Here is a 25,335-nt window from a genome sequence, read left to right as displayed (position 1 = left end):
ACCACTCTTTGACCTGGTATAAACAGAATTAATCAACGACACATTCCACCGTCTCCGATACAGTTTCTTTCTTTTTTGATACGGGTTCCTGTTTATTTAATAGCTGTAAGAAATCGCGAAAAAAATGCTCTACAGTCCTCTGCTCAAAATTTTTAGCCGCCTCTTTTTGCATTGAAAGCAGGCTTTCTGTATTCCCCAGAAGCCAGCGTATTTTCTCAGCAATTTCCTTGTAATCATAAGGATCGAATAAAGAGTGTGAAGAGACAGTTGTGTTAGCGAACATCATTTCTGACTCGATTGTTTTTGAAAGAATCACAGGCTTGTTAAAGGCTAATGATTGTAATAATACGGTATGAGGATCATCAAATTCAAATGAAGAATCAATAACAAAAAGGGACAATTTATAACAAGCCGCCAACTCCTGTTCGGACAAATTGTCGAACCACATGACATGCTGATACAAGCCGTTATTTTTGATGAAGTCGAGGGCATCCTGGTGAATGCTTTTACATTGATTAATAATAAGCTTGGTAGTTAGCGGCACTTGTCCCAGAATTAACTTATACGCTTTAAGTACATTAATCAGGTTCCCACGCTTCCTGGATCCACTGGTATAAAAGAAATAATCCAGTTCATTTGAAAAATGATGAATCGGACAATAATCAAACAGATTGCGAGAGGATATTACTCTTATAAAATTTCGTGCCAGCGTTTTACTTGCCGTCTCATTATCTGCAAAACCGCTAATATCGATTAAGTGTTTTAAATTGGACAATGCAGGGGGAATTAGACTAATTTTCTTATCTTTTCTGGAAAACCGGTTAATTACCTCAATCATAGCCTTATTATGAATAAGAAAATGCTTGGCACTGGCAATTAGTTTTCCGCTGTGACGCAGTTGATCGATTGACGAAAGTGAATCCCGGGCAAATTGTATGGGGGAGTATTTATAAAACTCCTCAATGACCTGTACTATGCACTCTTTTTTGATACGGCTAACGTCAACCCAGCTGGTTGAGGGAATAAGCCATAATTCAATATCCTTGCGCTGATTGATAATCCTGTTAATACGCCGTGTTTCTGCTGCAATAATTACAGGATAAATTGATTTGTCCAGGTTAGAACACCAGGCGAAGAATTTTCCTCTCAACCAGTTATTTACACGTTGAACCCGTCGTGAAACCACTCGCTTGACTTTTAACAGGAAAATGCCGGCAAACAGGAATGGGCATCCGGCTAATGCTATCAATCCCATGAACAGAAAATGGACCCAGCTTCTCGATGATATCAACCTCAGCATAAAGGCATTAAAAGCAGCCAATAGGGCTTCTTTCGTTTTTGCCTTTATACGTGGCCAAAGCCCACTCTTCGATCTATTAAGCAGATGCTGCAAACTATCATTTACTGTACAAATCAATGGTTCTCTGGAGGGGCTTACAAATTCAAAAACATTCGGATTTATTAAATGATGTCGAAGGATCCCTTTTAATGAATCACTTGCCCAGCTGGGGCAGGCAATTACAAACTTAATCTCATCCTGTACTGCTGCAATTTTTAAAAAAGCGAGTAGATTGGTTTCATCATCTTGATATAAACCAGATCTCGAAGGATGGGAAAAATATATTCCGTATTTTTTTATAGACATTGCTCTATCAGTTCCCAGTAATGCTTTTTCAATTGATCCATGTTTTTATTAAACTCCCTTTTTTGCAGGGAAGCGCTTCTTTTATCCACACCACTTTCCATCTGCTTAAGTGCATGAGCGTAATCCCGCGCACCCGCATTATCCATCCATTTTATATTTAATTTGAATTGATCATTTATACACTCAAGTGCGGATTGCCTAAGCGCCAAAACATTGATGTTTAATCTTGAGCAATCAAGGATAGTATATAAATTACCGTCTGTTAAGCTGGGATGCCATAAAAACTTACATGTGGGCAGTAACTGTTGGTATTTTTCCTGAGATAAACGTCTATGTCTGACTATTCTCTTCTCATTATCCAGCCATTGCTGCTGTTGCTCAGTGAGAAGAATTCCATCTTCAGGCATCAAGCCGAGGGCATAACAGTCAGTTTGCCCACCCAGCTCTTCATAATAAATCCTGAGTCCATCTAATACCATATCAAGGTTCTTTTGCCAGTTTTGATCAACAACCCAGAGGAAGCGATCCAATGCCGGTTTTTTTTCCAGTGCAATCTCATCAAGTTCGGAGCATACAACCCACCGAGCAACCTTGTTTTCCGGAATGCCAATCACACGCACCAAACTATCTGACAGATAACTGGAGGTGGTAAACGTTGCTTCAGCAATATGGCAATGAGGAATTAGTTGATCATCAAAAAGATTCTGGGCATTTTTTTCGGCAGAGGAAGAGAAATTCAGTAAATTCAAGATGTAGGGTCTGATTGGTAAGATCGGGTAACGTAGACAGTCCACAGGGAAAATCCATAAGTCACAATCCAGAAAACAGTTAATCCCGTCATCAGGAACATAGAAATCGGCATTTACCAATGGCTTTGGACAACCCTCATAGCTTAAAGCCCTGAATGATGCTTCACTGTCCAGTGTTACCCATTTAAATAATCGATAATTGAATTCCGCAAGCTCTTCCTTACTTATTACAGGTATTTGCTCAAACGCGAATATTAAATCCAATTCTGTACCCGCCTGCTTAGCTCCGGCTTTTAGCATCTGAATCATTAGCTGAAGTTCATAGTTTATTGCATCATTGAAAAAAAGGGCGATGCGGAACTTCTTTTTCTTTATGACAGGAGGGCGACTCTTATGCTCTTCCACCAATTGGGCTATCCGCTGGAATCCTTTCAGCCAATCGTTATAGCAAGTCTCCAGCCGCATTGGATTTAGCAACACTTCCTGACTTTTTCGTATATCAGCGATGAGGCTCCAATCATCATTAAGGATACGTTTTATTTTTTTTCTTGCTTCATCAATGGATTCGCAACGTCCTGGTAAAGAATGTCCGCCGAACTGATCTAGGATTCCGCCTGCCATAAAAATCAACGGCATACCTGCTTTTAAAGCTTCGAACGGATGATAGTGGATATGGTTTGGTTCAGAGCTATGATAGTACATCACCCGCATTTCACGCATATTGCGTTCATGGGCTTCTTTTGCGACAAAACCTAGAATATTGGGATCGGAAACATACACAGGTTGGCTGCCTGCGATTGCATGAGGAAAATCACCGAGTTGTTCTACAAACTCCCGGTAAATCTGTTGATAATAGACACTAAATCCAATATCCGGGCACACGAAATATATTTTCTTGTTGGTACCAATCCACTCATCATTCATTTCACAATCAAACATACCAGCCGGTAAATCCACACGCCGCTCGGCAAGGAAGGGGCGTTCAATGGTATGCAAATGAGGATACGCCTGGCCAAAAACTAATCTTTCGCCAAGTAGCTCGGCATATCGTTTAGTGTTTGTCTGTTCAATAATCATACTGTATGAGAGGGTTTTATCGAGCCCATAAGTCCGCCATACAGCAATACCCTTGTAATGCTTTGCTACAAGTTTAAGTAAATTACAGTCATACAGAATAAAAAAGATTACCGGAAAATATTTGTTGGCGATTTCCCAGGCTTCAACACTTGGATTAATGTACCAGTTCTGCGCATTTAAAATATCCAGTTCTTTTTTTGGAATAGTTAAATTCTGGTCTTCAGAATGATCAACAGATACACTGCGAAACCTTGGATCGGAAGGGTATATTTTTGGTAAATATATTTCTTCTACGCCCAGCTTTTTCATTATGGCCAGTTCAAATTTTCTGGCAGTGCCATGATTTAATAGCCACATTAATCTCTTTATCATTCCATATCCTCAGCAAATTTCCTTTGAAGCCGAGCAGGTGTGCCTGTATAAACCCCTGCTATATCCAAATCTCTGGTTACGGTAGCCCCCGCACCAATAATAATGTTATTTCCAATCGTTATACCATCCTTGACGACAGCGCCAGCACCAACGAATACATAATCCCCTAGACTGACCTTGCCTGCCAATGTCGCATTGACCGAAATATGGCAAAAATTACCCACATGGCAATCGTGCTCAATAATTGCGCCATTGTTAATGATACAAGCCTTTCCCACAATAGCCATAGGACCAACGAATGAATAGTGTCCAGCTATAGTTCCTGCACCAACCACTGAACCTACACCTTGTCTCGCCAAGTACGATAATACTCTACTCATCGGCCACTGCTGCCTGATAGCCCAATGGTATTGCCGTTCGCGTCGGTGGTTATCGCCTGCTGCCGGAATACAGGCATCGACCATTCCTGTATAAACCTTAAGTACGGGATAATGAAGGAAATACTCGTTTTCTCCAGCATTTTCATCAATAAAAACAAGGGAATCAATATCATTGGATAAAGCAATATCCGCCACACTGCGTGCGTGGCCACCGAATCCCAGGATTACTAATTGCTTCATATAACTTGTCCACTGGCTTCAACATTAACCGACTCTGAAATCCTGTCAAGCTCATTGATGTAATCATTCACTACATCCTTCCAGGTTCGTTGAGCCAGCTTATCGAAGAAATGAACTTGCTGTTTTAACAATTTGTCCCGATTAGTCAAAGCCCACTCAATCCGGTCGGCAAGCGATTTCCAACTATAGGGATCAAATAACATCTGCTGCTGCAAGCCAGGATCATTGATAATCTCGGTCGTGACGGGAATATCAGCCATGACCACAGGGGTGCCTACTGACAAGGCCTCTGTAAACGTAAACGGACAACCACCCTCGCTCAGGCTTGGGTTAACGGCCAAGTCGGCTAGTTTATAGCAAGCAGCAAGTTCCGCTACTGATAAGCCCGACAATAATAAAACTTCATGACCAAGCTGGTTGTCAATAATAAACTGGTCAATCTCCTCCATCACCTTGGGCTTTCCTGTAAGGATTAATTTATGGGTTACAAATCGTTCCCTCAATAAATACTGATAAGCACGGAGCAATGTTATTACATTCTTGGAAGGCCTGAACTGACTGGCATAAAAAATAAACTTCAAATCTGCATTTGCCGCGGTGCCGCCATTTTCTTGCAGCGAGCTTTTAGTCAATGCGTTTGAAAAATGCTGTTGATAAGCGTTTTCAATTTCCTTACTGCTCATTGCCTGTTGTTCAATAATTTGATGGAGGGTATTGGCAGCATGGGGAATCACACGAACGTGTTTTTCCTTTCGTTTATAACGTTTAACTAATATCGTTTTCTTAACATGGTCACTGTATGTAACGAAATGAGTCCCGCCTTCAATTGCGTGCTCTATTGTTTTAAATGTATCTAAAAAGCGGTTGCCGCCAACATTGGCAAAACCAATAGGAAACTCGGTGAGGACAACATCGGGAACACACATAAGATGCGGTCTTGAGATTTGATTGAAAGAGGGCCAGAATGCAGTAGGAGAATACCAGGCTCTCACTTCAGTCATGCCCTCAATCAGCTTAAGCATTAGATCAGTTTCTTGCTGCTCAATTACCTTAAACCAGCCAGTTACAGTAAAACTATCTTTGGGGCTACGAATGATTCCAAGAATCGGTCTGATTATCCGCTTGAAAAACCAACTTTTTTTAATGTAGCCTTGTTTAAAAAATGATTCATTTAAAAATCTGACTATTTTATCTACTGCTGAAAATATACTGATAACCAAAAAGCTAATTAAAACGGGAACACCTAATAAAAGGAATTGAAGAATATTGGTTGCGGTAAGAATTTTTTTTCTAAAATAAAAGTTGGTTTTCTTAAACCGATCAAGAAAAGTTACTTTTTTTGTCTTTTCTTTTTTTGGCTTGAGACGCGAAATAATTTGCTGGTACCAATCAAATAACTGCAGGCTAATAATCGGTTTTGCCGGGGCAATAATTTGAAAAGAGCTCTCTGGAACTGATTCTGCCTTCATTAGAGCCAGAATGCTTTTCTTGCTCCAGCTTGGGCAAACAATGATGAAATGGGCACCTTTGCTTTCAATCGCGCCATTTAAAAAGGCTGCCAGGTGGCGCCCTAACCCCTGATCGCGCAAATCAATGGTCGGCGGGTAAGCCAAATAAATCCCATAGATTTTTTTCATAGACATTCGCGAATTACCTTCCAATATTTAACAGCAAAATTGCCTGAGTGAGAGTTTGAAATGGCGTTTGCAGATTCGACATTATTCTTGAGCTCCTCTCGATTGGCTTCCATCCATTTCAGTTGCCGCCCCATATCATTCGGATTATTGGCATCCATCCAGGTCAGATGTAATTTAAGATCATTATCAATTTCCTGCATTGCTGGATAACTGCTGGATAAAGATGGAACATTATACAAAGCCGCTTCGATTACTGAAAAAGCACCATTATCAATTTTGGTTGGATGCCATAGAAAAGAAGCATTTACTAGCTTAGCCTGATATTTTTTCTCATTTAAGTTTGAAAAGAAATGAATATTTGATTTTAAACTGTCACTTTGTTCAATCAGACTGGAAATACTGGCCTGCTCTGCCAATTGCGCTGAATTGATGCCGGTGATATGGCACTCAAGCGATCCCTCCAATTCTTCATAATAGTATTTTAATGCTTGAAACCCATTGAAATTATTTTTATGGGCACCCTCGTTGGTTGGCCATAAGAAATAATTCCTGTCGACAACTAATGCTTCCGGTTTCATTTTAAAATGAGGGAGGAGTATCGGCAACTTATGGAGCTTTTCTTTGGAAATTCCCCCATATTGCATTGCATCCTGATAAGTTTGATTAGTGGTTGTTAAAACAGCTTTTGCTTTTTGGGCATTGCTAATCAGCACCTGTTTATCTGCGTTAATCCCGGGTATATAGCGCTCAATATAATTATAAATCATCATGACATAAGGTCTAAGCGGCAAAATGGGAGCCTGGACTCGATCTGAAATAATTAACCATAAATCGCAGTCGCTTAAGAAATTCATCTTATCATCAAAAATGGAGTAGAGGGACTCAGTGGGCTGCCATTGAGTATGGCCTGCGTAGTACATTGCCTTTTCAGCAGCAGATGCATCAATAAAATCCCACTGATACTGCCTGATTTTAATTTCTTCCGGCAATTCCTCGATTAAATCCTGCCCATACAGTTTCTGCTCTTTCAGACAGGTTATAATAATTTCAGCTTCTTCATTACATTGTCTGCTGCCATTAAGTAAGGTTTCAGCGAGCAGGCAAGCGCCTTTTAAATTACCGCCGCCATATGCTAAAGGCAGCACTATAGCAATTTTTCTTTTTTTTCTGAGCCAATAACTCGGCTTCCCAGAACAGCTGTCTGATTTGAATTGAGAAAAACTATTATGAAACGCTTGCATTAGCTATATCCTTAAGGCTATTTACGCAACTTGGTTTAGTTTCTCATAGTGAGTAATGGCAGCGGAAACAGGACCATCATAAACTAAAACACCGTGATGGAACACTAATCCCCTTTCACAAAGCGACCTCAATGCATTAAAGTCATGAGAAGCAAGCACTAATATTTCTGCCTGCTCTATCAGTCCTTTGATTCTTTCCTTTGCTTTTAGCATAAAATTGGCATCACCAGTACCGATCACTTCGTCTAGTAATAAGATGTCTCCACCTACAGCCGTAGATATTGCAAATGCAAGCCTCACCTGCATTCCAGCAGAATAGGTTTTTATTGGATAATCAATAAACTCTCCGAGACCCGCGAACTCTACAATTTCTTCCTCTCTTTTCTTCATGAACTTTGGGGATAACCCAAGAAGCAAACCTCGGTAGAGAATATTTTCCCTGCCGGTAGCATCCGGTTCAAATCCCAGGCTTAAATCAAATAATGACCTGATTTCACCTCTGACATCCAATTTTCCAGAAGAAATAGGATAGAGACCCGCAACTGTTTTTAGAAAAGTGCTCTTCCCAGCGCCGTTATGGCCAATTAATCCAATACGCTCCCCAGCCTTGATATTCAGGGTAATGTCTTTCAGCGCATGGATATCGGTCACCCTTTTCTTTTTTTTGCTGTCCCCCAGGCGGCTTAGTAAGGCTTTGAGCGAACGCTCCTGATAAGCTACTGAAGCATAATGCAGGTTTACATTTTCTAAGTTAATATAATTTTTATTCATAAATTTCAAAACTATTGGTTCACAATTATTTCATAAGTAGAAAATAACGCGACGCTCCGCCTTGCTTCCAACCCATACAGCAAGGAGAGTGCAAACGGCTGCCGCCCCCAGGCATACCAGATAATTATCCAGTGTAGGCCACTGCCCCTCCAGTACCGGGGCGCGAATAATCTGCAGCAAATGGTATAGGGGATTGTAATCCACTAAGGCGCTCAAACCGCCATTGCGAAACATTTTTGCTTCAAAATAAACGGGCGAGATGAACCAGACCACTTGCAGGATGAGTCCCATTGCGTGTGAAACATCTCGAAACCGGGTACCCACATAAGCCAGGAGACTCGCCAATGGCCAGATGATCAATCCAAGCAAGGGGAATACAGTCAGCGTTGCAATCCAGCTGAAGCCGAAGTTTTCGGGCATTACTATCAAAGCCCAAACCCAAAGAACGGTACTGGCAAGCGCCAGGACTATCAAATTGCTGAGCACCAGACGCAAAGTGTATATGGCCAGTGGATGCCTGCACTGCTTGATATAGGCGTCTGCCTGGACAAAAGCAAGTGCACCACCGGTCAATGAAGAACCAATAAACTCCCAGACGATCAATCCAGATAATATATAGGGGGCGTAATAAGTGATATTGACATGAAACAAGCGGCTGAACACTAAAGCCAGCAATAGCGTCATTCCCAGCGGTTGAATAATTGACCAGAAAATGCCCATTGCGGAGCGGCGCCAGCGGGATCTTAAATCCGCCATTGCCAGGTGAGACCAAAAAAAGCGGGAAGTCCAAATGCCTTTTAAATAATTGTTCATACGCAAATTTTTAACCAGGTTTTACCGAACTGATTCGGTACTTCATAAAGTGATGCAAATGATTTGCGATGAATAATACGCTAGTTATGGTTATAAATAAAGCAATCTAAAAAAGAGTTTTATTATTGCTTAATACATACAGCCGTGCACAGTTGCTCTCATCAAACTACATGGGCCCCGCGGTCGATGCCGCGGGGATTCGATAATCGGCGCCACGGGTATTCGACTTACCGTATACCCACGGCGTAGACCTTCCGCATTCCCACGGCGTAGCCCTTCCGCATTCCCGCGGCGTAGACCTTCCGCATTCCCGCGGCGTAGACCTTCCGTATTCCCGCGGCGTAGACCTTCCGTATTCCCGCGGCGTAGACCGCGGGACCCACGCCTATCCCTGTTACAATATCAGTCTCTATTTTAATCTCATTGTAGGCCAGCCGCACCCGAATAAACCTTATTTACTAAAAAAAGCACGGATAGCTTCGCAAATATAGGCCACATCCTTATATTCCAGCACCGGTGAACTGGGCAAATTAATGCCTCGCTCAGATAAGGAAACAGCTACAGGAAACTCGCCCGCGGCCGCACAATGCGGCAACTGGTGTGAGGGATGGAAAAAGGGTCGGGTTTCAATTTCTCTGGCTTTCAGGAAATCACGCAGCGCTTGTCTTTCTTTTGCATCATTAAGAATGATGGAACACATCCAGAATGAATGGCGGGTGCCTTCCGTTTCCTTATGGAAATACAGGGGCAGATCAGACAATGCTTCCTCATACCATGCTGCGATCTCACGCTTTTTAGCAAGGATGGTATCGGCCTGCTCTAGCTGTGCCAAACCAATCGCGGCACAAATATTAGTCATGCGATAATTATAGGCAACGATGTTATGCCAATACTCGCGTTCGGAAGACACCCCTTGGTTTTTCAGATGGTAAGCGCGCTCATGCAATGCTTTCGTTTTGCAAAGAACCATTCCCCCCTCACCAGTGGTAATGGTTTTATTGCCAAAAAAACTGAACGTAGCAACATCGCCAAAAGTGCCCACATGCTGGCCTTTATAGAAAGTGCCGAAGGCTTCGGCGCAATCTTCAATCAAATAAAGCTGATGCGCTTTGCAGATAGCCATCAGCTGATCCATATCGCAGGGAAGGCCGTAAAGGTGCACAGCCATCACCGCTTTGGTTCGTGGTGTAATTTTGCGTATGACATCGGCCGGATCAATTTGCAGACTGGGTTCCAAAGAATCAACGTAGACTGGAGTAGCACCTGTCTGGATAATGGTATTCACTGAAGCAACATACGTCAGCGTGGGAACAATAACCTCATCCCCTTCGCCAAGGCCCAGAGCTTCCAAGGCTAAATGAATGGCGACCGTTCCATTGGAAACGGTAGTAGCATAGGGCGAACCGGTGTACTCAGCAAAGGCCTTTTCAAATCTGCCGATGAACTCTCCCTTGGAAGAAATCCAGGTAGAATCCAGGCATTGATTGACATACTCTTTTTCACGGCCACCGAAATAGGGTTGATAGACTGGAATCATCGTTTTATCACCTGCAAGCCATTATTCATTAAAATTACTGTACTTAAAGCCATGCTGACGCATCAAATCATCACGCTGCGCTTCCTTCAAATCTTCACGCATCATTTCAGTGACCAGGTCTTCAAAGCTTGTCTGGGGTTCCCAGCCTAATTTTTCTTTAGCCTTGGCCGCATCGCCCAGTAATGTTTCCACTTCAGCAGGGCGGAAATAGCGCGGATCGACTTCTACAATACAACGGCCAGTCTTCACATCGTAGCCCTTTTCCTGCTCGTTCTCGCCTTCCCACTGCATTTCAATACCAATTTGCCGAGCAGCAATTTCTACGAACTCACGCACAGAATGCTGTTTACCAGTAGCAATAACGAAGTCTTCCGCCTGGTTTTGCTGCAGCATAAGCCATTGCATTTCAACGTAATCGCGGGCATGTCCCCAGTCACGTAATGCATTTAAATTACCCAGATAAAGGCGTTCCTGGAAGCCTAATTTGATTCTTGCCAGGGCGCGGGTAATTTTACGGGTCACAAAGGTTTCACCACGAATAGGCGACTCGTGGTTAAACAAAATGCCATTACAGGCATAAATGCCGTAGGCTTCGCGGTAATTTACGGTAATCCAGTAAGCATACAGCTTCGCCACTGCATAAGGGCTTCGCGGATAAAAGGGAGTCGTTTCACGCTGCGGTACTTCCTGTACTAAACCATAAAGCTCTGAGGTACTGGCCTGATAAAAGCGGGTTTTTTTCTCTAAACCCGTAATTCGAATCGCTTCCAGCAGCCTTAATGCACCAAGCGCATCCGAATTGGCGGTGTATTCAGGCTCTTCGAAAGAAACAGCCACGTGACTTTGGGCTGCGAGATTATAAATCTCATCAGGTTGTACCTGTTGCACAATACGAATCAGGCTGGAGGAATCAGTCAGATCGCCATGATGCAGGGTCAGATCATAGCCCTTGCAGTGCGGATCATGATAGAGATGGTCGATACGGTCCGTATTAAATAAAGAAGAGCGGCGTTTGATACCATGAACCTCATAGCCTTTTGCCAAAAGTAACTCAGCAAGATAAGCTCCATCTTGTCCAGTGATACCAGTAATTAATGCGACTTTCTTTTGCATGCTATTTCCTTCAAACACCTTTTCGTAATTTTCTGATCAAACGTGAGCTAGTCTGCATTAATTAATGACTCGACTTCACGTACCCGTTCGCTAACCAATGAATGACAACCGCGTGACTCAATGTTAAGCCGTAAAAGGGGTTCAGTATTGGAGGCGCGAATATTCATGCGCCATTTGCTGAACTCGAGACTTAGGCCATCGGTTTTGTCAATATGAGGAACTTCCTCGTCTGTATTAACAGTGTTCGAATAATAATTCAACACTCGTTCAAGGACCGGGTTAACATCGGTTACCTTGTAATTCAGTTCACCGCTGCAAGGATAGAGAGACATTCGCTCTTTAACGAGCTGCGACAAAGTTTTACCTGTTTTGGACAACAACTCAATAACAAGCAGCCAGGGAATCATGCCGCTGTCACAATAGGCAAAATCGCGAAAATAGTGATGAGCACTCATCTCACCACCATAAATGGCATTTTCCTGCCGCATTCTTTCTTTGATAAAGGCATGGCCGGTTTTACTTTGTATCGCCAGGCCGCCTGCATTGCTGACCACATCAATGGTGTTCCAGGTCAGGCGTGGATCGTAAATAATTTTTTCAGCGGGATGCTGATTAAGAAACGTTGCCGCTAACAATCCTACGATATAATAACCCTCAATAAACTGCCCTTTTTCATCAAAAAGAAAACAGCGGTCGAAATCACCATCCCAGGCAATACCCATAGTCGCCTGATGCTGAATCACTGCATTGGCAGTTGAGGATCGATTTTCCGGCAATAAGGGATTGGGAATACCGTTTGGAAAATGACCATCCGGTTCATGATTAATTTTGATGAAATGAACAGGGATTTCAAGTTTATTAAATCGTTTTTCCAGCTCGTCGATTACATGACCCGCTGCGCCATTACCCGCATTCACTACCAAAGTGCAAGGGGTTATGGTGGCCAGATCCAGATATCCAAGAAGATGATCGCAATATGCCTGTAAGATACTTTGCTTAATGCAGGTTCCCTTTTTTACCGGCGTGATAAATTCATTCTGCTCGGCCAGACGCTGGATTTCTCGAAGCCCGCTATCCCCACTAATCGGTAAAGCACCTCGTCCAACCATCTTCATGCCATTATAATTCATCGGATTGTGGCTGGCGGTTACTTCAATACCGCCATCAACATCGAGATGGAAAGACGCAAAATAGACTTCTTCCGTCCCTGTCAGGCCCAGATCAATCACATCAGCGCCGGCATCATTGATCCCACGGATAAGCGCTGCTTTCAAAGATTCTGTTGATAAGCGGATGTCCCCGCCGACAACAAGACGCTTGGCGGAAAGGAATTGGGCAAACGCCCGTCCAATCCGATAAGCAATGCCTTCATCCAGATCAATACCCAATTGGCCGCGAATATCATAGGCCTTAAAACAGGTTAAACCAGTCATTACACACGTCCATAATTATCTTCGAAACGGATAATATCATCTTCCCCGAGATATTCTCCACTCTGTACTTCAATCATGACCAGATTCAACACGCCGGGGTTTTCGAGGCGATGGCGGTGCCCTGCAGGAATATACGTCGACTGGTTAGTACCTACAAGCATTTCCTGATCACCGTTAACCACTTTTGCCATACCGCTAACCACAATCCAGTGTTCGCTGCGATGATGGTGCATTTGTAAACTTAAACTGGCTCCTGGTTTTACTTCAATCCGCTTGATTTTGAAGTTCGTGCCTTCTTCGAGAACAGTAAAGGTTCCCCAGGGGCGATGAACTGTTCGATGCAGTTTATGCGCTTCATGACCCTGTGCTTTTAATTCCGCATAAACGTGTTTGACATCCTGTGCACGTTGCTTGTTAGCGACCAGCAGGGCATCAGGCGTGTCAATGATAATCAAATCATCTACACCCACAGCACCGACTAAACGGTCATTGCTTTGGATATAGCAATTGCTGCTTTCATGAATCAGGGCATGGCCTTCCACGCGGTTACCGGCCTCATCGGGCATTGACAAATCACCGATTGCGCTCCAGGAACCAATATCACTCCAGCCAATATTACAGGGGACTACAGCAACCCTTGACGCATGGGAAGCAGGCTCCATCACAGCATAATCGATGGAATTATCCGGTATCTGCGCAAATAAACCTGAATCGAGCTGGATCTGCTCGAACTCTTTGCTTTGTTCATGTTTTGAAGCAGCGATGCAAGAAGCGGTCGCATTTAAAATGTCGGGACAGAATTCTTCCAGCGCTTCCAGGATACGGCCAGCAGTAAAGCAGAACATGCCGGAATTCCACAGGTAATGACCAGATTCAATAAACGCCTGCGCATTTTCTCGAGAGGGTTTTTCTACAAAACGGGTTACCGCATAGCCTTCAGGCTTGGCGTTATTGCTCTGCAGGTTAATCGGCGCTGTAATATTGGCTTCAATATACCCATAACCGGTTTCTGGATGGCTGGGTTCAATACCAAAGGTAACCAGATGCCCAGCAGCAGCCAAAGCACTGGCTTGGGCCACAGCCGTCTGGAAGGCATCCTGATTTTCAATCAGGTGATCAGCAGCCAGAATCAGCATAACAGCCTCTTCGCCATATTTCCGGGCGATAGCCAGGGCTGCGGCAGCCACTGCGGCTGTCGTATTTCTGCCAAAAGGTTCAAGGATGAAAGATGAATAAAGGGACGCTTGATTCACCTCGCGATAATTATCCTGAATCTTAAAGAATAATTCGCGGTTGGTAACAGTCATTACTTCCTTGACGCCCGGAATTAAGGCACCGCGAAGAAATGCCTTTTGCAATAAGGTCTGGCCATCGCTAAGTTGAATAAAAGGCTTGGGATGTAATTCACGGGAAACAGGCCATAAACGTGAACCAGCTCCTCCGCATAAAATTGTTGGTATTATTTGCATTAAATCCTCACTGAATTCCGAAAAACGTCGAGGGTGAACTGTCTGTCGACATGCCTTTTTAAGAACACATGGTTAAAAAGTTTCTGGGAGTTTACCTCAGTCCGTATCAGAATGGAACATTATACGCTGGAATCGCTAACGACCTGGTGATAGATAGTGCTGTAATCCGCTGCCATTTTGTCAGCAGTAAAACAGTCAAGATAACGCTTTCTTGCATTTCTGCCCATAATTTCAGCGGACTGCTGGTTATTCCACAAGTATTGCAGCGCATTTTTCAATGCCTGGGGATTTTCGGGAGGAATGACCAGGCCGGTCTCCTCATTCTGGTTTATGAAACTGGTTCCGGAGCCAATTTCACAGGAAATCAACGGTTTGGCGGCCATTGCCGCCTCGAGCAGTGAAATCCCGAATGCTTCCGAACGCAGATGGGAGGGGAAAACAAATGCATAGGAGAGTTTGAGTAAAGCCATTTTGTCTTCTTCATTGACAGAACCCACAAAATGAAGCTGTTTTAAGCCAAGATCCTCTGCCTGCTGCTTTAAGGCCATCTCTTCTGGACCATTTCCGACAATGACTACCGGATAATCAAGCCCAGGCAATGCTGATAGTAAGGTGTGCAAGCCTTTGTAATAACGCAGCATTCCAACAAAGAGGAAAAAGCGTTCCCCTAAACGCTGCCGCCAGTACTTCATTCTTTCATCACTGGGAAGGGGATACACTGTTTCATCTAATCCAATCGGTACAATACTGGTCTTGTTCTGATACCGATTTAGTACTTTACTGCTCGCGAGATAATTGGGCGAAGTTGCCACAATACGATTCACCCGTCGCAGGAAGGCATGCATCAGGGGTTGATATAACTTCAATAAATTCTTTTGCCTTACTATATCGGAATGATAAGTGACTACCGTCGGCTTTTTTATTCGCGATGCAAAATGCACCACATCCATAAAGGGCCATGGAAAATGATAATGGATTACATCTGCATCCTTCGCCAGCTCACTAAATCGGCGTATGGCAGAAAAAGAAAAACCGGTGGATGCCAATTGAAGATCAAGGGGAGCGCGATGAACTGTATGCCCGGAAAATTGAACCGTCTCTGCTGATTTGTCCGCACTGAGGGCCAATACCTCACTGGACACCCCTAGGGCACTTACACTGTTGATTAACTGATATATAAATTGCTCAACACCGCCTTTTGTATCGGTGATGTATGTTTTGTAAAAATGAAGGACACGCATATAACCCGCAGGATTCTGTGTTAAGCCATGAATTGTAAAAAATGTAGGCTGGGCTGTAAAGTGCGGCATTTGGTTGTCCGCTGGGCTTTGCAGTCCAGCCTACTTAAATAAGAAATCGCGCTGCGCTTTCGTCAGGCGTACACTGAGGTCCCAGCCTCCTTCTTCATTAATTTTTTCAGATTTCACGGCATTAAGCTCATATAGATTGGCACGCAGCTTTGCCTGATCAGGTGCAAGATGAAGCAATTCATCAGTCGCCTGGCCATGCAGTTGTGCAGCAATCGCTTCCCGCAAGCCTTCCAGCCCTGCGCCTGTTTTTGCAGATAACCACACTTTGGTCCCTTCCTCTTGCTGATCCAGCCTGGGACTCCATCCCTCCTGCTGATCAATTTTATTGAAGACCTGAATGATGGGAATATCATCAACCTCTATTTCTGCGAGTACCCGTTCCACGGCCTCCACATTTTCACGCCAGATGGGATCAGAAATATCGACCACATGCAGCAAGAGATCAGCCTCCTGCGTTTCTTCGAGTGTGGCGCGAAAGGCTTCAACCAATTGATGGGGTAAGTCACGGATAAAACCAACTGTATCCGCCAGAATAATAGCGCCTGCTCCCGGTAAATCGACCTTGCGCATGGTTGGATCAAGCGTTGCGAAGAGCTGATTCGCTGCGTAAATTTGTTCACCAGTCAATGCATTGAATAAGGTCGACTTTCCTGCATTGGTATAGCCCACTAAAGAGACGGTTGGCATAGCCGCCTTTTGCCGCGCCCGTCGGTTTTGATCACGGCTGCGCCTAACCTTTTCAAGGCGTTTATTGATGTAACGAATTCGTTCGCGTAGCAATCGGCGGTCAGTTTCAAGCTGGGTTTCACCAGGCCCCCTTAAGCCGATCCCGCCTTTTTGCCGCTCAAGATGAGTCCATCCACGTACCAAACGGGTCGATAAGTGCTGTAATTGGGCAAGCTCAACCTGTAATTTACCCTCAAAAGTGCGGGCTCTTTGGGCGAAAATATCAAGAATCAAGCCGCTTCGATCGACCACCCGACATTGCAGCAAGCGTTCAAGATTTCTTTCCTGAGAGGGCGACAGTTCATGATTCACCAGTACCAGATCAGCCTTATGGAAAGCGACCTGTTCCTGAATTTCCTCCGCTTTGCCGAGACCCACATAATATTTGGCTTCAGGGGTAGCCCTGCTGCCGGTAATAACAGCGACCACCTCCGCTTGCGCGGAAGTGGCTAACTCTTTAAATTCCTGTAATGCTCTTTCTGCGTTTAGGCCAGGCAGAGCCAATTGCACGAGAATGGCGCGCTCGCCAGCTTTCGGTCTTTCAAACACTCAGTTCTACCATCAGTCAATATATTCATAATTTATCAGTCTGCCATATTTTCATCTTCCTCACCAGCAGGAATTTTAATCATCCTGGAAGGAACGACAGTTGATATTGCATGCTTATACACCATTTGGGTCACTGAGTTTTTCAACATAACGACATATTGATCAAATGAATCAACAAGCCCATGCAGTTTAATGCCATTCACCAGAAACACTGACACAGGTACTTTTTCCTTGCGCAGTTCATTGAGAAATGGATCTTGCAGTAATGAATTTTTAGACATTGCCCCTCTCCTTATTCTTATTATTGAGGCCAAGCACACTCAATACTGATGTCGACCCTTCAAAAAAAAACTTTAATTTTTTTCATTACATCCGCTGGTGTTTACGTTACTATAAATCGCCCGACAATATGACAGTTTGCTTAAATTGGGCCAGTAACCAACTATATAAAGGAGTTTATATGAAATTCACTAGTGCAGAGCTCGCTGAGATTGCCAAAACAGAAGATGCTTATAAGAAACTATTCGCTGATAATTCCATTGATGAAAGTGAAAACCAGGAAGCACTTGCAGAATTGGACGAGGATACACAGCGTCTGCTTGCCACGAACGTTATCAGCCATTGTCCCGAAGATGAACTACGCAATGTTAGCAGACAAACTACCGGATTAGCTGTTTCTGCTGCATCCGTATTTGCAAAGAAGCTTCAAGCAGTTTATGAAATCAATAGCCGTATCCGTTCTATTACCGACATCAATAATGCAAAACCGCACAAACTATGGACTGGTAAATTCGATGCCAAGCTGTTTCATCCTTATCCTGAATTTGTGAATCAACTGTTGGGCGATAGTGAGAATCAGAATAAAATTGCCCATATCCTGGCTGAAAAGACTCCTGCAGAAGAACTTACAGTTGTATTGAACAATATGCGTAATGCGTTTGCTTCCAAAACAACTGAAGCAGGTACAAAAATTGATGAGGATCATGAATTTTGCAAGCTGCTTGGCAATGCTATTGATGCAGCGATTCATATGGACTTCTTAATAGATTGTAAAGATGATGAAGAATTCCTTTCTCATTTGCAGGATTTGCATCACCATTTCCATCACTTCCCAAGATTATCCAATCGTATCACCCCTCATTTGGAAACAATTTCAAAACGGGTTGCCGGCATGAAGGAAGAGCATTGTGCCCAAGCCTGCTTGCATTTGTCAGCGCTATCCCCAAATGCTGATGCGCCTAATGTATTTGCACATATTGCAGATTTTGTTCATAAAAACCGTCCAGCTCAAGCGGATGAGAAAGAGGTTAAAGAAAAAGCAAGTACAGCAACAGTAGGCGATCAGCATGAAGAAGAGGATACAGCCCAAACTCATCATCAATCTACACAGAGTGATCATTCAGACGAAGAGGTCCAGGTTACCCCACTGCCAGCATTTTCCTCTGCGAAGTCAGCTGAGCAGGTCAATCCCGGTAAATCCAGATTCTCCTGTTTCGGTTCATCAGCTAGAACCGCTGCTCCTAAAGATGAGGCTGCTTATGAATCGGATGAAGAAGAAGCTGCGACTCAGCAATCACGTTCCTGTTTCGGTTGGGGCTCAAGCAAATAGCGAGTTGTGGCTGTCGTTGTTTTGAGAGATCTCTTACAACAACGTCATCATTTGACGTTAGGAGTTGTGCCAAGGTTTCATTATACTTATATCTAAAGGGATGACAGGGATTGTCTGACAGGAAGTCAGCAAAGGGACCAGCATAAGGAATGTGCTTCGCCGCAGGGATGTGGCTTTACTCTCTTATTTATCCAAATCAATCAATTCATACCCGTTGAATTCAAACATCTTACAAACCTTATAATCCCAAGACGAATTTTTCCTGATTAGAAGTAGATACTTTTTAAATCACCGCCGCATCACCCGGCCCGAATCTCAACGAAAACACCACTGAATCCCCGCGGCAACGACCGCAGGGCCCACACGAAGCCAATTTAATATTAAGAACACATGTTTATAACTATCTGTTAAATCCTATTTTTTGGCAACATTGAAACTTGTCTGAGCACCACATACTTCAACAGGCATGGGCCCCGCGGTCAAAGCCGCGGGGATTCGGGAAGGTATCAGCGCGGGGATTCGTGAGAGTACCACCACACTAGGATCGAGGACATTTGGATCTGCTTACCGAAAGTTCATTGAATTACACGTCAATATTTTCTGCTTCCAAAGCATTCGACTCAATAAACTCACGCCGCGGTTCAACATGATCGCCCATCAAAGTGGTGAAAATCTCATCAGCTGCAACAGCATCTTCAATACTGACCTGCAGCATACGGCGTACTTCCGGATCCATTGTCGTTTCCCAGAGTTGCTCTGGATTCATCTCCCCCAATCCTTTATAGCGTTGGATAGTTTGGCCGCGTTTGGCTTCATCCAGCAGCCATCCCAGCGCTTGCTCAAAACTTTCTACTTCAAGGGATTTTTCCCCACGTTTTATCGCAGCGCCTTCCTCTATTAAATTTGCAAGTTTTGCGCCCAGTCCCGTTATTTCACGGTAATCTTTGGAAAAGAAAAACTCGGCATTTAGGATAATATATGAATCCATACCGTGCTGGGTCACTGTTACTCGAGGTAGATAGTGATCATTTTCCGTATTATGAATTACGTCGACTGCATAGTTGTGTGTCTTGGCTGCCACCTGCTGCAAGCTTTGATGCAATTGGTTAGCCCAGCTGTTAACCGTTTCGCGATTATTGAAATCATCCGCATGCAAACTGGGCAAATAACCTATTCGCTTTAGTATATCAACGTTGTAACGTCGGGAATGCCGCTTGATAATTTTCTCAACTCGTCTAAATTGCATAACCAGCTCTTCCAGAGCCTTGGCAGTAATGGCCGGAGCATCTGTACCCGGCGAAAAAGACGCGCCTTCCAAAGCACTCTGGGTTAAATAATCATAAAGCGCTTCATCATCTTTAACATACTGTTCCTGCTTGCCACGTTTTACTTTGTATAAAGGAGGTTGTGCAATATAGATATAACCCCTTTCAATGAGTTCGGGAGTTTGGCGATAGAAAAATGTTAACAACAGAGTTCGAATATGTGAGCCATCCACATCCGCATCCGTCATAATAATAATGCGGTGATAACGAATCTTGTCTGGATCATATTCATCTGGACCAATTCCGCATCCCAAAGCGGTAATCAGCGTTGCAACCTCTTGAGAGGAAAGCATTTTATCAAATCGTGCTTTCTCAACATTAAGGATCTTCCCCTTAAGAGGAAGAATCGCTTGGAATTTTCTATCCCTTCCTTGCTTGGCAGAACCACCCGCTGAGTCACCCTCTACAATATAAAGTTCAGAAAGTGCGGGATCTTTTTCCTGACAATCGGCCAGTTTTCCAGGTAGACCGGCAATATCCAAAGCGCCTTTACGTCGCGTCATTTCACGTGCTCGACGAGCCGCCTCTCTGGCTCTGGCAGCATCAATAATTTTTCCGACAATCGATTTAGCAATAGCTGGATTTTCTAATAGAAAGTCGTTTAATTTTTCCGCCACTAAGGACTCCACAGCTGCCTTCACTTCAGAGGAAACCAGTTTATCCTTTGTTTGCGAAGAGAACTTTGGATCAGGTACTTTGACCGATAATACAGCCGTTAATCCTTCGCGCGCATCATCACCAGTAGTCGTTATTTTGGCTTTTTTTGCAAAACCTTCATTTTCAATATAATTATTTAATGTCCGGGTTAATGCGGCTCTAAAACCCGCAAGATGGGTTCCGCCATCTCGTTGTGGAATATTATTGGTGAAGCAAAAGATGGTTTCCTGAAAGGAATCATTCCATTGCATTGCCAATTCAATCTGAATGTTATCTTTCTCGCCCGTCAATGAAAAAACCAAAGGCATAATTGGCGTTTTATTGCGGTTTAGATGTTCCACAAAAGCCTTTATACCGCCCTCGTAGCGAAATGTATCTTGTTTTTGAGTGCGCTCATCAAAGAGATGAATGCATACGCCAGAGTTTAAGAAAGATAATTCGCGCAGACGTTTTGCCAGAATATCATAATGAAATTCAATATTAGAAAATGTATTGGCACTTGGCTTGAACCAGACTTGAGTTCCTGTGGAATTTGCATCCCCTGTCGCCGCCAACGGCGCGTCAGGAACACCATTGCGATAGTGCTGCTCATGCACTTTTCCATGCCGACGGATAAGCAGGTGTAACTCCTCAGATAAGGCATTAACCACCGACACGCCCACACCATGAAGACCACCTGATACCTTGTATGAATTATCATCGAACTTACCGCCAGCATGCAGTACGGTCATAATAACTTCAGCAGCAGAGCGGCCTTCTTCCTTATGGATATCAACCGGAATACCGCGCCCATCGTCTTTCACTGTAATAGATTCGTCCGCATGAATACGTACATGAATCTCTTTACAATGTCCAGCCAAGGCTTCGTCAATCGCGTTATCCACTACCTCAAAAACCATGTGATGCAAACCGGTTCCATCATCGGTATCGCCAATGTACATACCTGGACGTTTTCTGACTGCATCTAATCCTTTTAATACTTTAATATTCGATGAGTCATAACTCGCATCAACACTCATAAAAGTTCCTCTACATGCCGTTGTCGCAAAAACCGAATTATAGCATTAATTCGTCTGTCTTTACATGCCTGGGATTGAATGAAAGAAAGTTTCACGTGAAACATTCACATCACAGTAATATTTCCTGCACTTGTTCGGTATTTAAATACTGGGAGTAATCTTCATCGGGTTGCGCTGTAATAAAAAATTGATTGCCTGAATTTTTGATGTAGTTCATTATCTTTTCAAGATGAAATCGGTCGAGTTCAGCACTTAAATCATCAATCAAAAAAACACAGGATTTATTAAGCAAATTTGTTTGAGCAAACTTTAGTGCAAATAAAAGTATTTTTTGCTGACCACGTGAAAAAAAGGACTTCGCTTTCAGATTTGCATCTGCGGAATTTATTATTATATCGGCATTGTGAATTCCATATTGAGTGAACTGACGATACAGATCACTTTCATAAGTTTCATTTAATAGCACTTCCAAAGACTGACCGTTGTTTTTTTTATCCCAACCTTTGTAATAAGTAATATTCGCATCGAAATGGGTTAATTGAGAGAGCAATTCGCTAAATTGCTTCTGTAATTGCTTAAAATATCGCGTTCGATGCTCATCGATTAAATCAGCCAAATCACTCATGATTTTATTCCAGGGGGCAAGCAATTCTCTTTTTGCTGACTGACGCAGCAAGGCATTACGTTGTTTTAACGCTTGAGAATAATCTTTCCACAACTGAAAATAGGAATGTTCCACGTGAAACACGCCCCAATCGATGAGTTCGCGGCGATGAGAAGGTCCCGCATCGATGATTTGAAAAATACTCTGATAAAATAGCTGGCAAGGTAGAAAGCTTGCTAATTGGCTAGAGGAGGAACAAGGCTGTTGATTAATTTTAGCAATTGCAGCACCACGTATTATTTTTTTTATACTGATCGACTGCTCGTCAATGGTTCTTGCAAAAATGACTGTTTCAACATTACCAAATGAGACGATACTGGACGTTTCTCGTGTACGAAATGAATGCCCTGTGGAAAGTAGGTGAATGGCTTCAAGAAAACTCGTTTTCCCACTGCCATTATTACCTGAGATAATATTAATTTGAGGGTGAAGGGTAAACTGTTCGGATTGGAAATTACGAAAATGATGGATATTTAATTCAGCCAGTTTCATAGCTTCATGGGCATAATAATATATTGATAATACTCATCGCTTAGCGACTCAACCAAAATGCTCCTGTCTGTATTCGACATAGATAAACGGATGTGCGTATCAGAAATAATATTTAAAACGTCCAGCAAATAACTGGCATTAATCCCAATTTTTAACTCACCGCCGTCCACCTGGGCTTCCAATTGTTCACTGGCTTCTTCCTGCTCCTGATTATTAGCGATTAAGGTCAGACCGGCTCCCGGTTGAACATGCATTAAAACGGCACGCGATTTTTCGTGAGCGAGAATAATGATACGGGATAAGGCACGTTTTAAAGGTTCTTTCTCGATAAGGACAAATTTATCATTATCGACTGGAATGGCCTTCGCATAGGGAGGATATCGCGCTTCAATCAACTTGGAGGTAAAGGAATAAACGGATGTATTCAGTCTAAAATGGGACTTACCAGCCAAAACCGTAACCATCTCATCTTCTATTGAGTTGAGAAGACGTAACATTTCTTGAATACCCTTTTTGGGTAACAAAAACCGCTGATCAGAAATTCCAGTATCACATTCTAACTTGCAAATCGCCATGCGATGCCCATCAGTAGCAACACTGGTAATTAATGATTTGTCGACGTTAAATAGAAGCCCATTTAAAAAAATGCGAACGTCTTGCTGCGACATAGCGAAATGGGTGGATTGGAATAAATGAATCAACGCTGCTCGCGAAATAGAAAATTGATACTCGGATTGCTCCTGATTACAAGCGGGAAACTGATCAGCAGGTAAGGTAGCCAATTTAAACTGGCTACGGCCAGATTTAATCAGAACAGTATTTGCCTGCAGACTGATCGTAGGGGCTACATCATCATCAAATGAGCGTATGATATCAATAAATTTTTTTGCTGGTACAGTCAGCTCACTTAACGGCGCTTCAAAACTACAAGGAAGAGACGAGGCAATTTCCATTTCCAGATCTGTTGCAATCATGGTCAACTGGTTATTTTCCAGGCGAAGGAGAATATTAGCTAAAATTGCAAGGCTTTGCCGTTTATCTACAGCACCGGAAACAATTAATAATCTTGGTAATAATTCACTTTTAGCAACATTAAAACTGAGCACAATTTTTCCTTAGGAAGACAATATACGCATAAGATTTTTATAATCCTCAGCAAAACTGCTTTCATCCTGTAAAAGCTCTTTCACTTTCCGGCACGCATGCAGTACAGTCGTGTGATCGCGGCCACCAAAATGATCGCCTATTTCTGGCAAGCTGTGATTTGTTAATTCCTTCGCTAATGCCATTGCCATCTGCCGGGGACGGGCAATGGATCTACTGCGTCGTTTTGAAAGCAAATCAGCTACCTTAACCTTATAATATTCCGCTACGGTTTTTTGAATATTCTCAATAGTTACTAATTTATCCTGTAATGCGAGCAAATCTCGCAAGGCTTCATGAACGAAGTCAATAGTGATGGGTTTACCAGTAAAATGAGCATTCGCAATGACCCGACGCAAAGCACCTTCCAACTCCCTAACATTGGAGCGTATACGTTTGGCAATAAAAAAAGCCACTTCATAGGGAAGCTCAATACTGGATTGTTCGGCTTTGCTCATTAAAATAGCAACGCGTGTTTCGAGTTCGGGCGGCTCCACAGCAACTGTCAGCCCCCAACCAAATCGGGACTTAAGTCGTTCTTCCATACCCTCAATTTCTTTCGGGTAACGATCACTAGTCAAAATAATTTGCTGCTGACCTTCTAATAAAGCATTGAAAGTATGGAAAAATTCTTCCTGGGAGCGATCCTTTCCGGCAAAAAACTGAATATCATCGATGAGTAGAGCGTTTAGGGAACGATAAAAACGTTTGAATTCATTAATTGAGTTGGTTTGCAAAGCTTTAACCATATCGGCAACAAAACGCTCAGAATGCAAATAAAGCACTTTTGCTTCAGGATTATTTTTAAGGATCATATTTCCAATTGCATGCATTAAATGCGTTTTACCTAAACCCACGCCCCCATATATAAACAAAGGATTATAGGCATCACCCGGCCGCTCAGCGACCTGCAGAGATGCAGCTCTGGCTAATTGGTTGGAGTTGCCTTCCACAAAACTGCCAAAATGAAACTTCTTATTCAGATAGCTATTTTTATAGTCCGCGGTTTTCTTGGAAGCCGTTTTTATATAAACCTGTTTGCTGTCATCCCGGTCAGGCGCTGGTGACGAGGTATCTACTCCAGCAGATACCTGGACAGAGGCTGGAGGAGAAGCAGGTTCGCTGCTGCCAATTGCAATGGTCACCGAAGATATCTGGTCGCCGGCTAATTGCATCACCAACTCACGTATTCTTGTGAAAAAATTCTGTTTAATCCATTCGACGATAAACTTGTTGGGCGCTAATAAAACCAGATTATTGTCCTGGTATTGGGCTTGCAATGGGCGTAGCCAGGTATTGAATAGCAGCGGCGGATATTCTTCTTCTAGAAGCTTAGCGCATCTCTGCCAAAGTGATACGGACAC

Annotated in this window: 19 protein-coding genes; 1 reads left to right on the top strand and 18 read right to left on the bottom strand. The window is 43.3% G+C overall.

Annotation, left to right across the window (positions count from 1 at the left end; genetic code table 11):
• Positions 1-28: 28 nt before the first annotated feature.
• The 14 genes from DYH42_RS00100 to hfq form a co-directional block, all read right to left on the bottom strand.
• Positions 29-1,645 carry a glycosyltransferase gene (locus DYH42_RS00100; protein ID WP_058524292.1) on the bottom strand — a complete coding sequence of 539 codons (1,617 nt, stop codon included), beginning with the start codon at positions 1,643-1,645 and terminating at the stop codon, positions 29-31.
• Entirely contained in the window at positions 1,636-3,843 is a 2,208-nt protein-coding gene (locus DYH42_RS00095) for a hypothetical protein (protein WP_065232841.1), read from the bottom strand. The genes DYH42_RS00100 and DYH42_RS00095 overlap by 10 nt, the downstream gene beginning before the upstream one ends.
• Positions 3,840-4,463: a NeuD/PglB/VioB family sugar acetyltransferase gene (locus DYH42_RS00090; RefSeq protein WP_058524294.1), complete on the bottom strand. Its 624-nt coding sequence runs from the start codon at positions 4,461-4,463 to the stop codon at positions 3,840-3,842. Before DYH42_RS00090 ends, DYH42_RS00095 begins: the two co-directional genes overlap by 4 nt.
• Positions 4,460-6,106 carry a glycosyltransferase gene (locus DYH42_RS00085; RefSeq protein WP_058524295.1) on the bottom strand — a complete coding sequence of 549 codons (1,647 nt, stop codon included), beginning with the start codon at positions 6,104-6,106 and terminating at the stop codon, positions 4,460-4,462. Before DYH42_RS00085 ends, DYH42_RS00090 begins: the two co-directional genes overlap by 4 nt.
• Positions 6,097-7,341 (bottom strand): glycosyltransferase family protein, encoded by a 1,245-nt coding sequence (locus tag DYH42_RS00080; RefSeq protein WP_058524296.1) that lies wholly within the window; start codon positions 7,339-7,341, stop codon positions 6,097-6,099. The genes DYH42_RS00085 and DYH42_RS00080 overlap by 10 nt, the downstream gene beginning before the upstream one ends.
• A 21-nt stretch (positions 7,342-7,362) precedes the next feature.
• Positions 7,363-8,112, bottom strand: a complete 750-nt coding sequence (locus DYH42_RS00075) for an ABC transporter ATP-binding protein (RefSeq protein ID WP_058524297.1) — start codon at positions 8,110-8,112, stop codon at positions 7,363-7,365.
• Positions 8,113-8,142: 30 nt separating this feature from the next.
• Complete coding sequence (locus DYH42_RS00070; protein WP_058524298.1) at positions 8,143-8,925, bottom strand: ABC transporter permease; 783 nt, start codon at positions 8,923-8,925, stop codon at positions 8,143-8,145.
• A 451-nt stretch (positions 8,926-9,376) separates the two neighbouring features.
• Positions 9,377-10,462: a DegT/DnrJ/EryC1/StrS family aminotransferase gene (locus DYH42_RS00060; RefSeq protein WP_058524300.1), complete on the bottom strand. Its 1,086-nt coding sequence runs from the start codon at positions 10,460-10,462 to the stop codon at positions 9,377-9,379.
• 21 nt (positions 10,463-10,483) lie between these two features.
• Complete coding sequence (gmd, locus tag DYH42_RS00055) at positions 10,484-11,575, bottom strand: GDP-mannose 4,6-dehydratase (RefSeq protein WP_058524301.1); 1,092 nt, start codon at positions 11,573-11,575, stop codon at positions 10,484-10,486.
• A gap of 47 nt (positions 11,576-11,622) precedes the next feature.
• Positions 11,623-13,008 carry a phosphohexomutase domain-containing protein gene (locus DYH42_RS00050; protein WP_058524302.1) on the bottom strand — a complete coding sequence of 462 codons (1,386 nt, stop codon included), beginning with the start codon at positions 13,006-13,008 and terminating at the stop codon, positions 11,623-11,625.
• The gene (locus DYH42_RS00045) at positions 13,008-14,477 is read right to left on the bottom strand and encodes a mannose-1-phosphate guanylyltransferase/mannose-6-phosphate isomerase (protein WP_058524303.1); all 1,470 of its coding nucleotides are present in this window, start codon (positions 14,475-14,477) and stop codon (positions 13,008-13,010) included. The genes DYH42_RS00050 and DYH42_RS00045 overlap by 1 nt, the downstream gene beginning before the upstream one ends.
• A 119-nt stretch (positions 14,478-14,596) precedes the next feature.
• Positions 14,597-15,787 carry a glycosyltransferase family 4 protein gene (locus DYH42_RS00040; protein WP_272946882.1) on the bottom strand — a complete coding sequence of 397 codons (1,191 nt, stop codon included), beginning with the start codon at positions 15,785-15,787 and terminating at the stop codon, positions 14,597-14,599.
• Between the two features lie 30 nt (positions 15,788-15,817).
• Positions 15,818-17,062, bottom strand: coding sequence for a ribosome rescue GTPase HflX (hflX, locus tag DYH42_RS00035; protein ID WP_058524304.1), 1,245 nt, complete (start codon positions 17,060-17,062; stop codon positions 15,818-15,820).
• Positions 17,063-17,097: 35 nt separating this feature from the next.
• Positions 17,098-17,343: an RNA chaperone Hfq gene (hfq, locus tag DYH42_RS00030; protein ID WP_058524305.1), complete on the bottom strand. Its 246-nt coding sequence runs from the start codon at positions 17,341-17,343 to the stop codon at positions 17,098-17,100.
• A gap of 179 nt (positions 17,344-17,522) precedes the next feature.
• Here hfq and DYH42_RS00025 point away from each other — a divergent pair, with 179 nt between their 5' ends.
• The gene (locus DYH42_RS00025; protein ID WP_058524306.1) at positions 17,523-18,671 is read left to right on the top strand and encodes a hypothetical protein; all 1,149 of its coding nucleotides are present in this window, start codon (positions 17,523-17,525) and stop codon (positions 18,669-18,671) included.
• A gap of 583 nt (positions 18,672-19,254) precedes the next feature.
• Here the strand turns inward: DYH42_RS00025 and gyrB are convergent.
• The 4 genes from gyrB to dnaA form a co-directional block, all read right to left on the bottom strand.
• A complete protein-coding gene (gene gyrB / locus DYH42_RS00020) occupies positions 19,255-21,672 on the bottom strand; it encodes a DNA topoisomerase (ATP-hydrolyzing) subunit B (RefSeq protein ID WP_058524307.1) in 2,418 nt (805 codons plus the stop codon).
• Between the two features lie 109 nt (positions 21,673-21,781).
• Entirely contained in the window at positions 21,782-22,828 is a 1,047-nt protein-coding gene (recF, locus tag DYH42_RS00015; protein ID WP_058524308.1) for a DNA replication/repair protein RecF, read from the bottom strand.
• Positions 22,825-23,934 carry a DNA polymerase III subunit beta gene (dnaN, locus tag DYH42_RS00010; RefSeq protein ID WP_058524309.1) on the bottom strand — a complete coding sequence of 370 codons (1,110 nt, stop codon included), beginning with the start codon at positions 23,932-23,934 and terminating at the stop codon, positions 22,825-22,827. The genes recF and dnaN overlap by 4 nt, the downstream gene beginning before the upstream one ends.
• Before the next feature lie 9 nt (positions 23,935-23,943).
• The coding region (dnaA, locus tag DYH42_RS00005) for a chromosomal replication initiator protein DnaA (protein ID WP_425324466.1) at positions 23,944-25,335 on the bottom strand (1,392 nt) is incomplete at its 5' end.

It is taken from the genome of Legionella birminghamensis (assembly GCF_900452515.1).
GTDB lineage: Bacteria > Pseudomonadota > Gammaproteobacteria > Legionellales > Legionellaceae > Legionella_C > Legionella_C birminghamensis.
The sequence above is the reverse complement of the archived record's forward strand: the minus strand, read 5'-3'. Positions and strand labels throughout refer to the sequence as shown.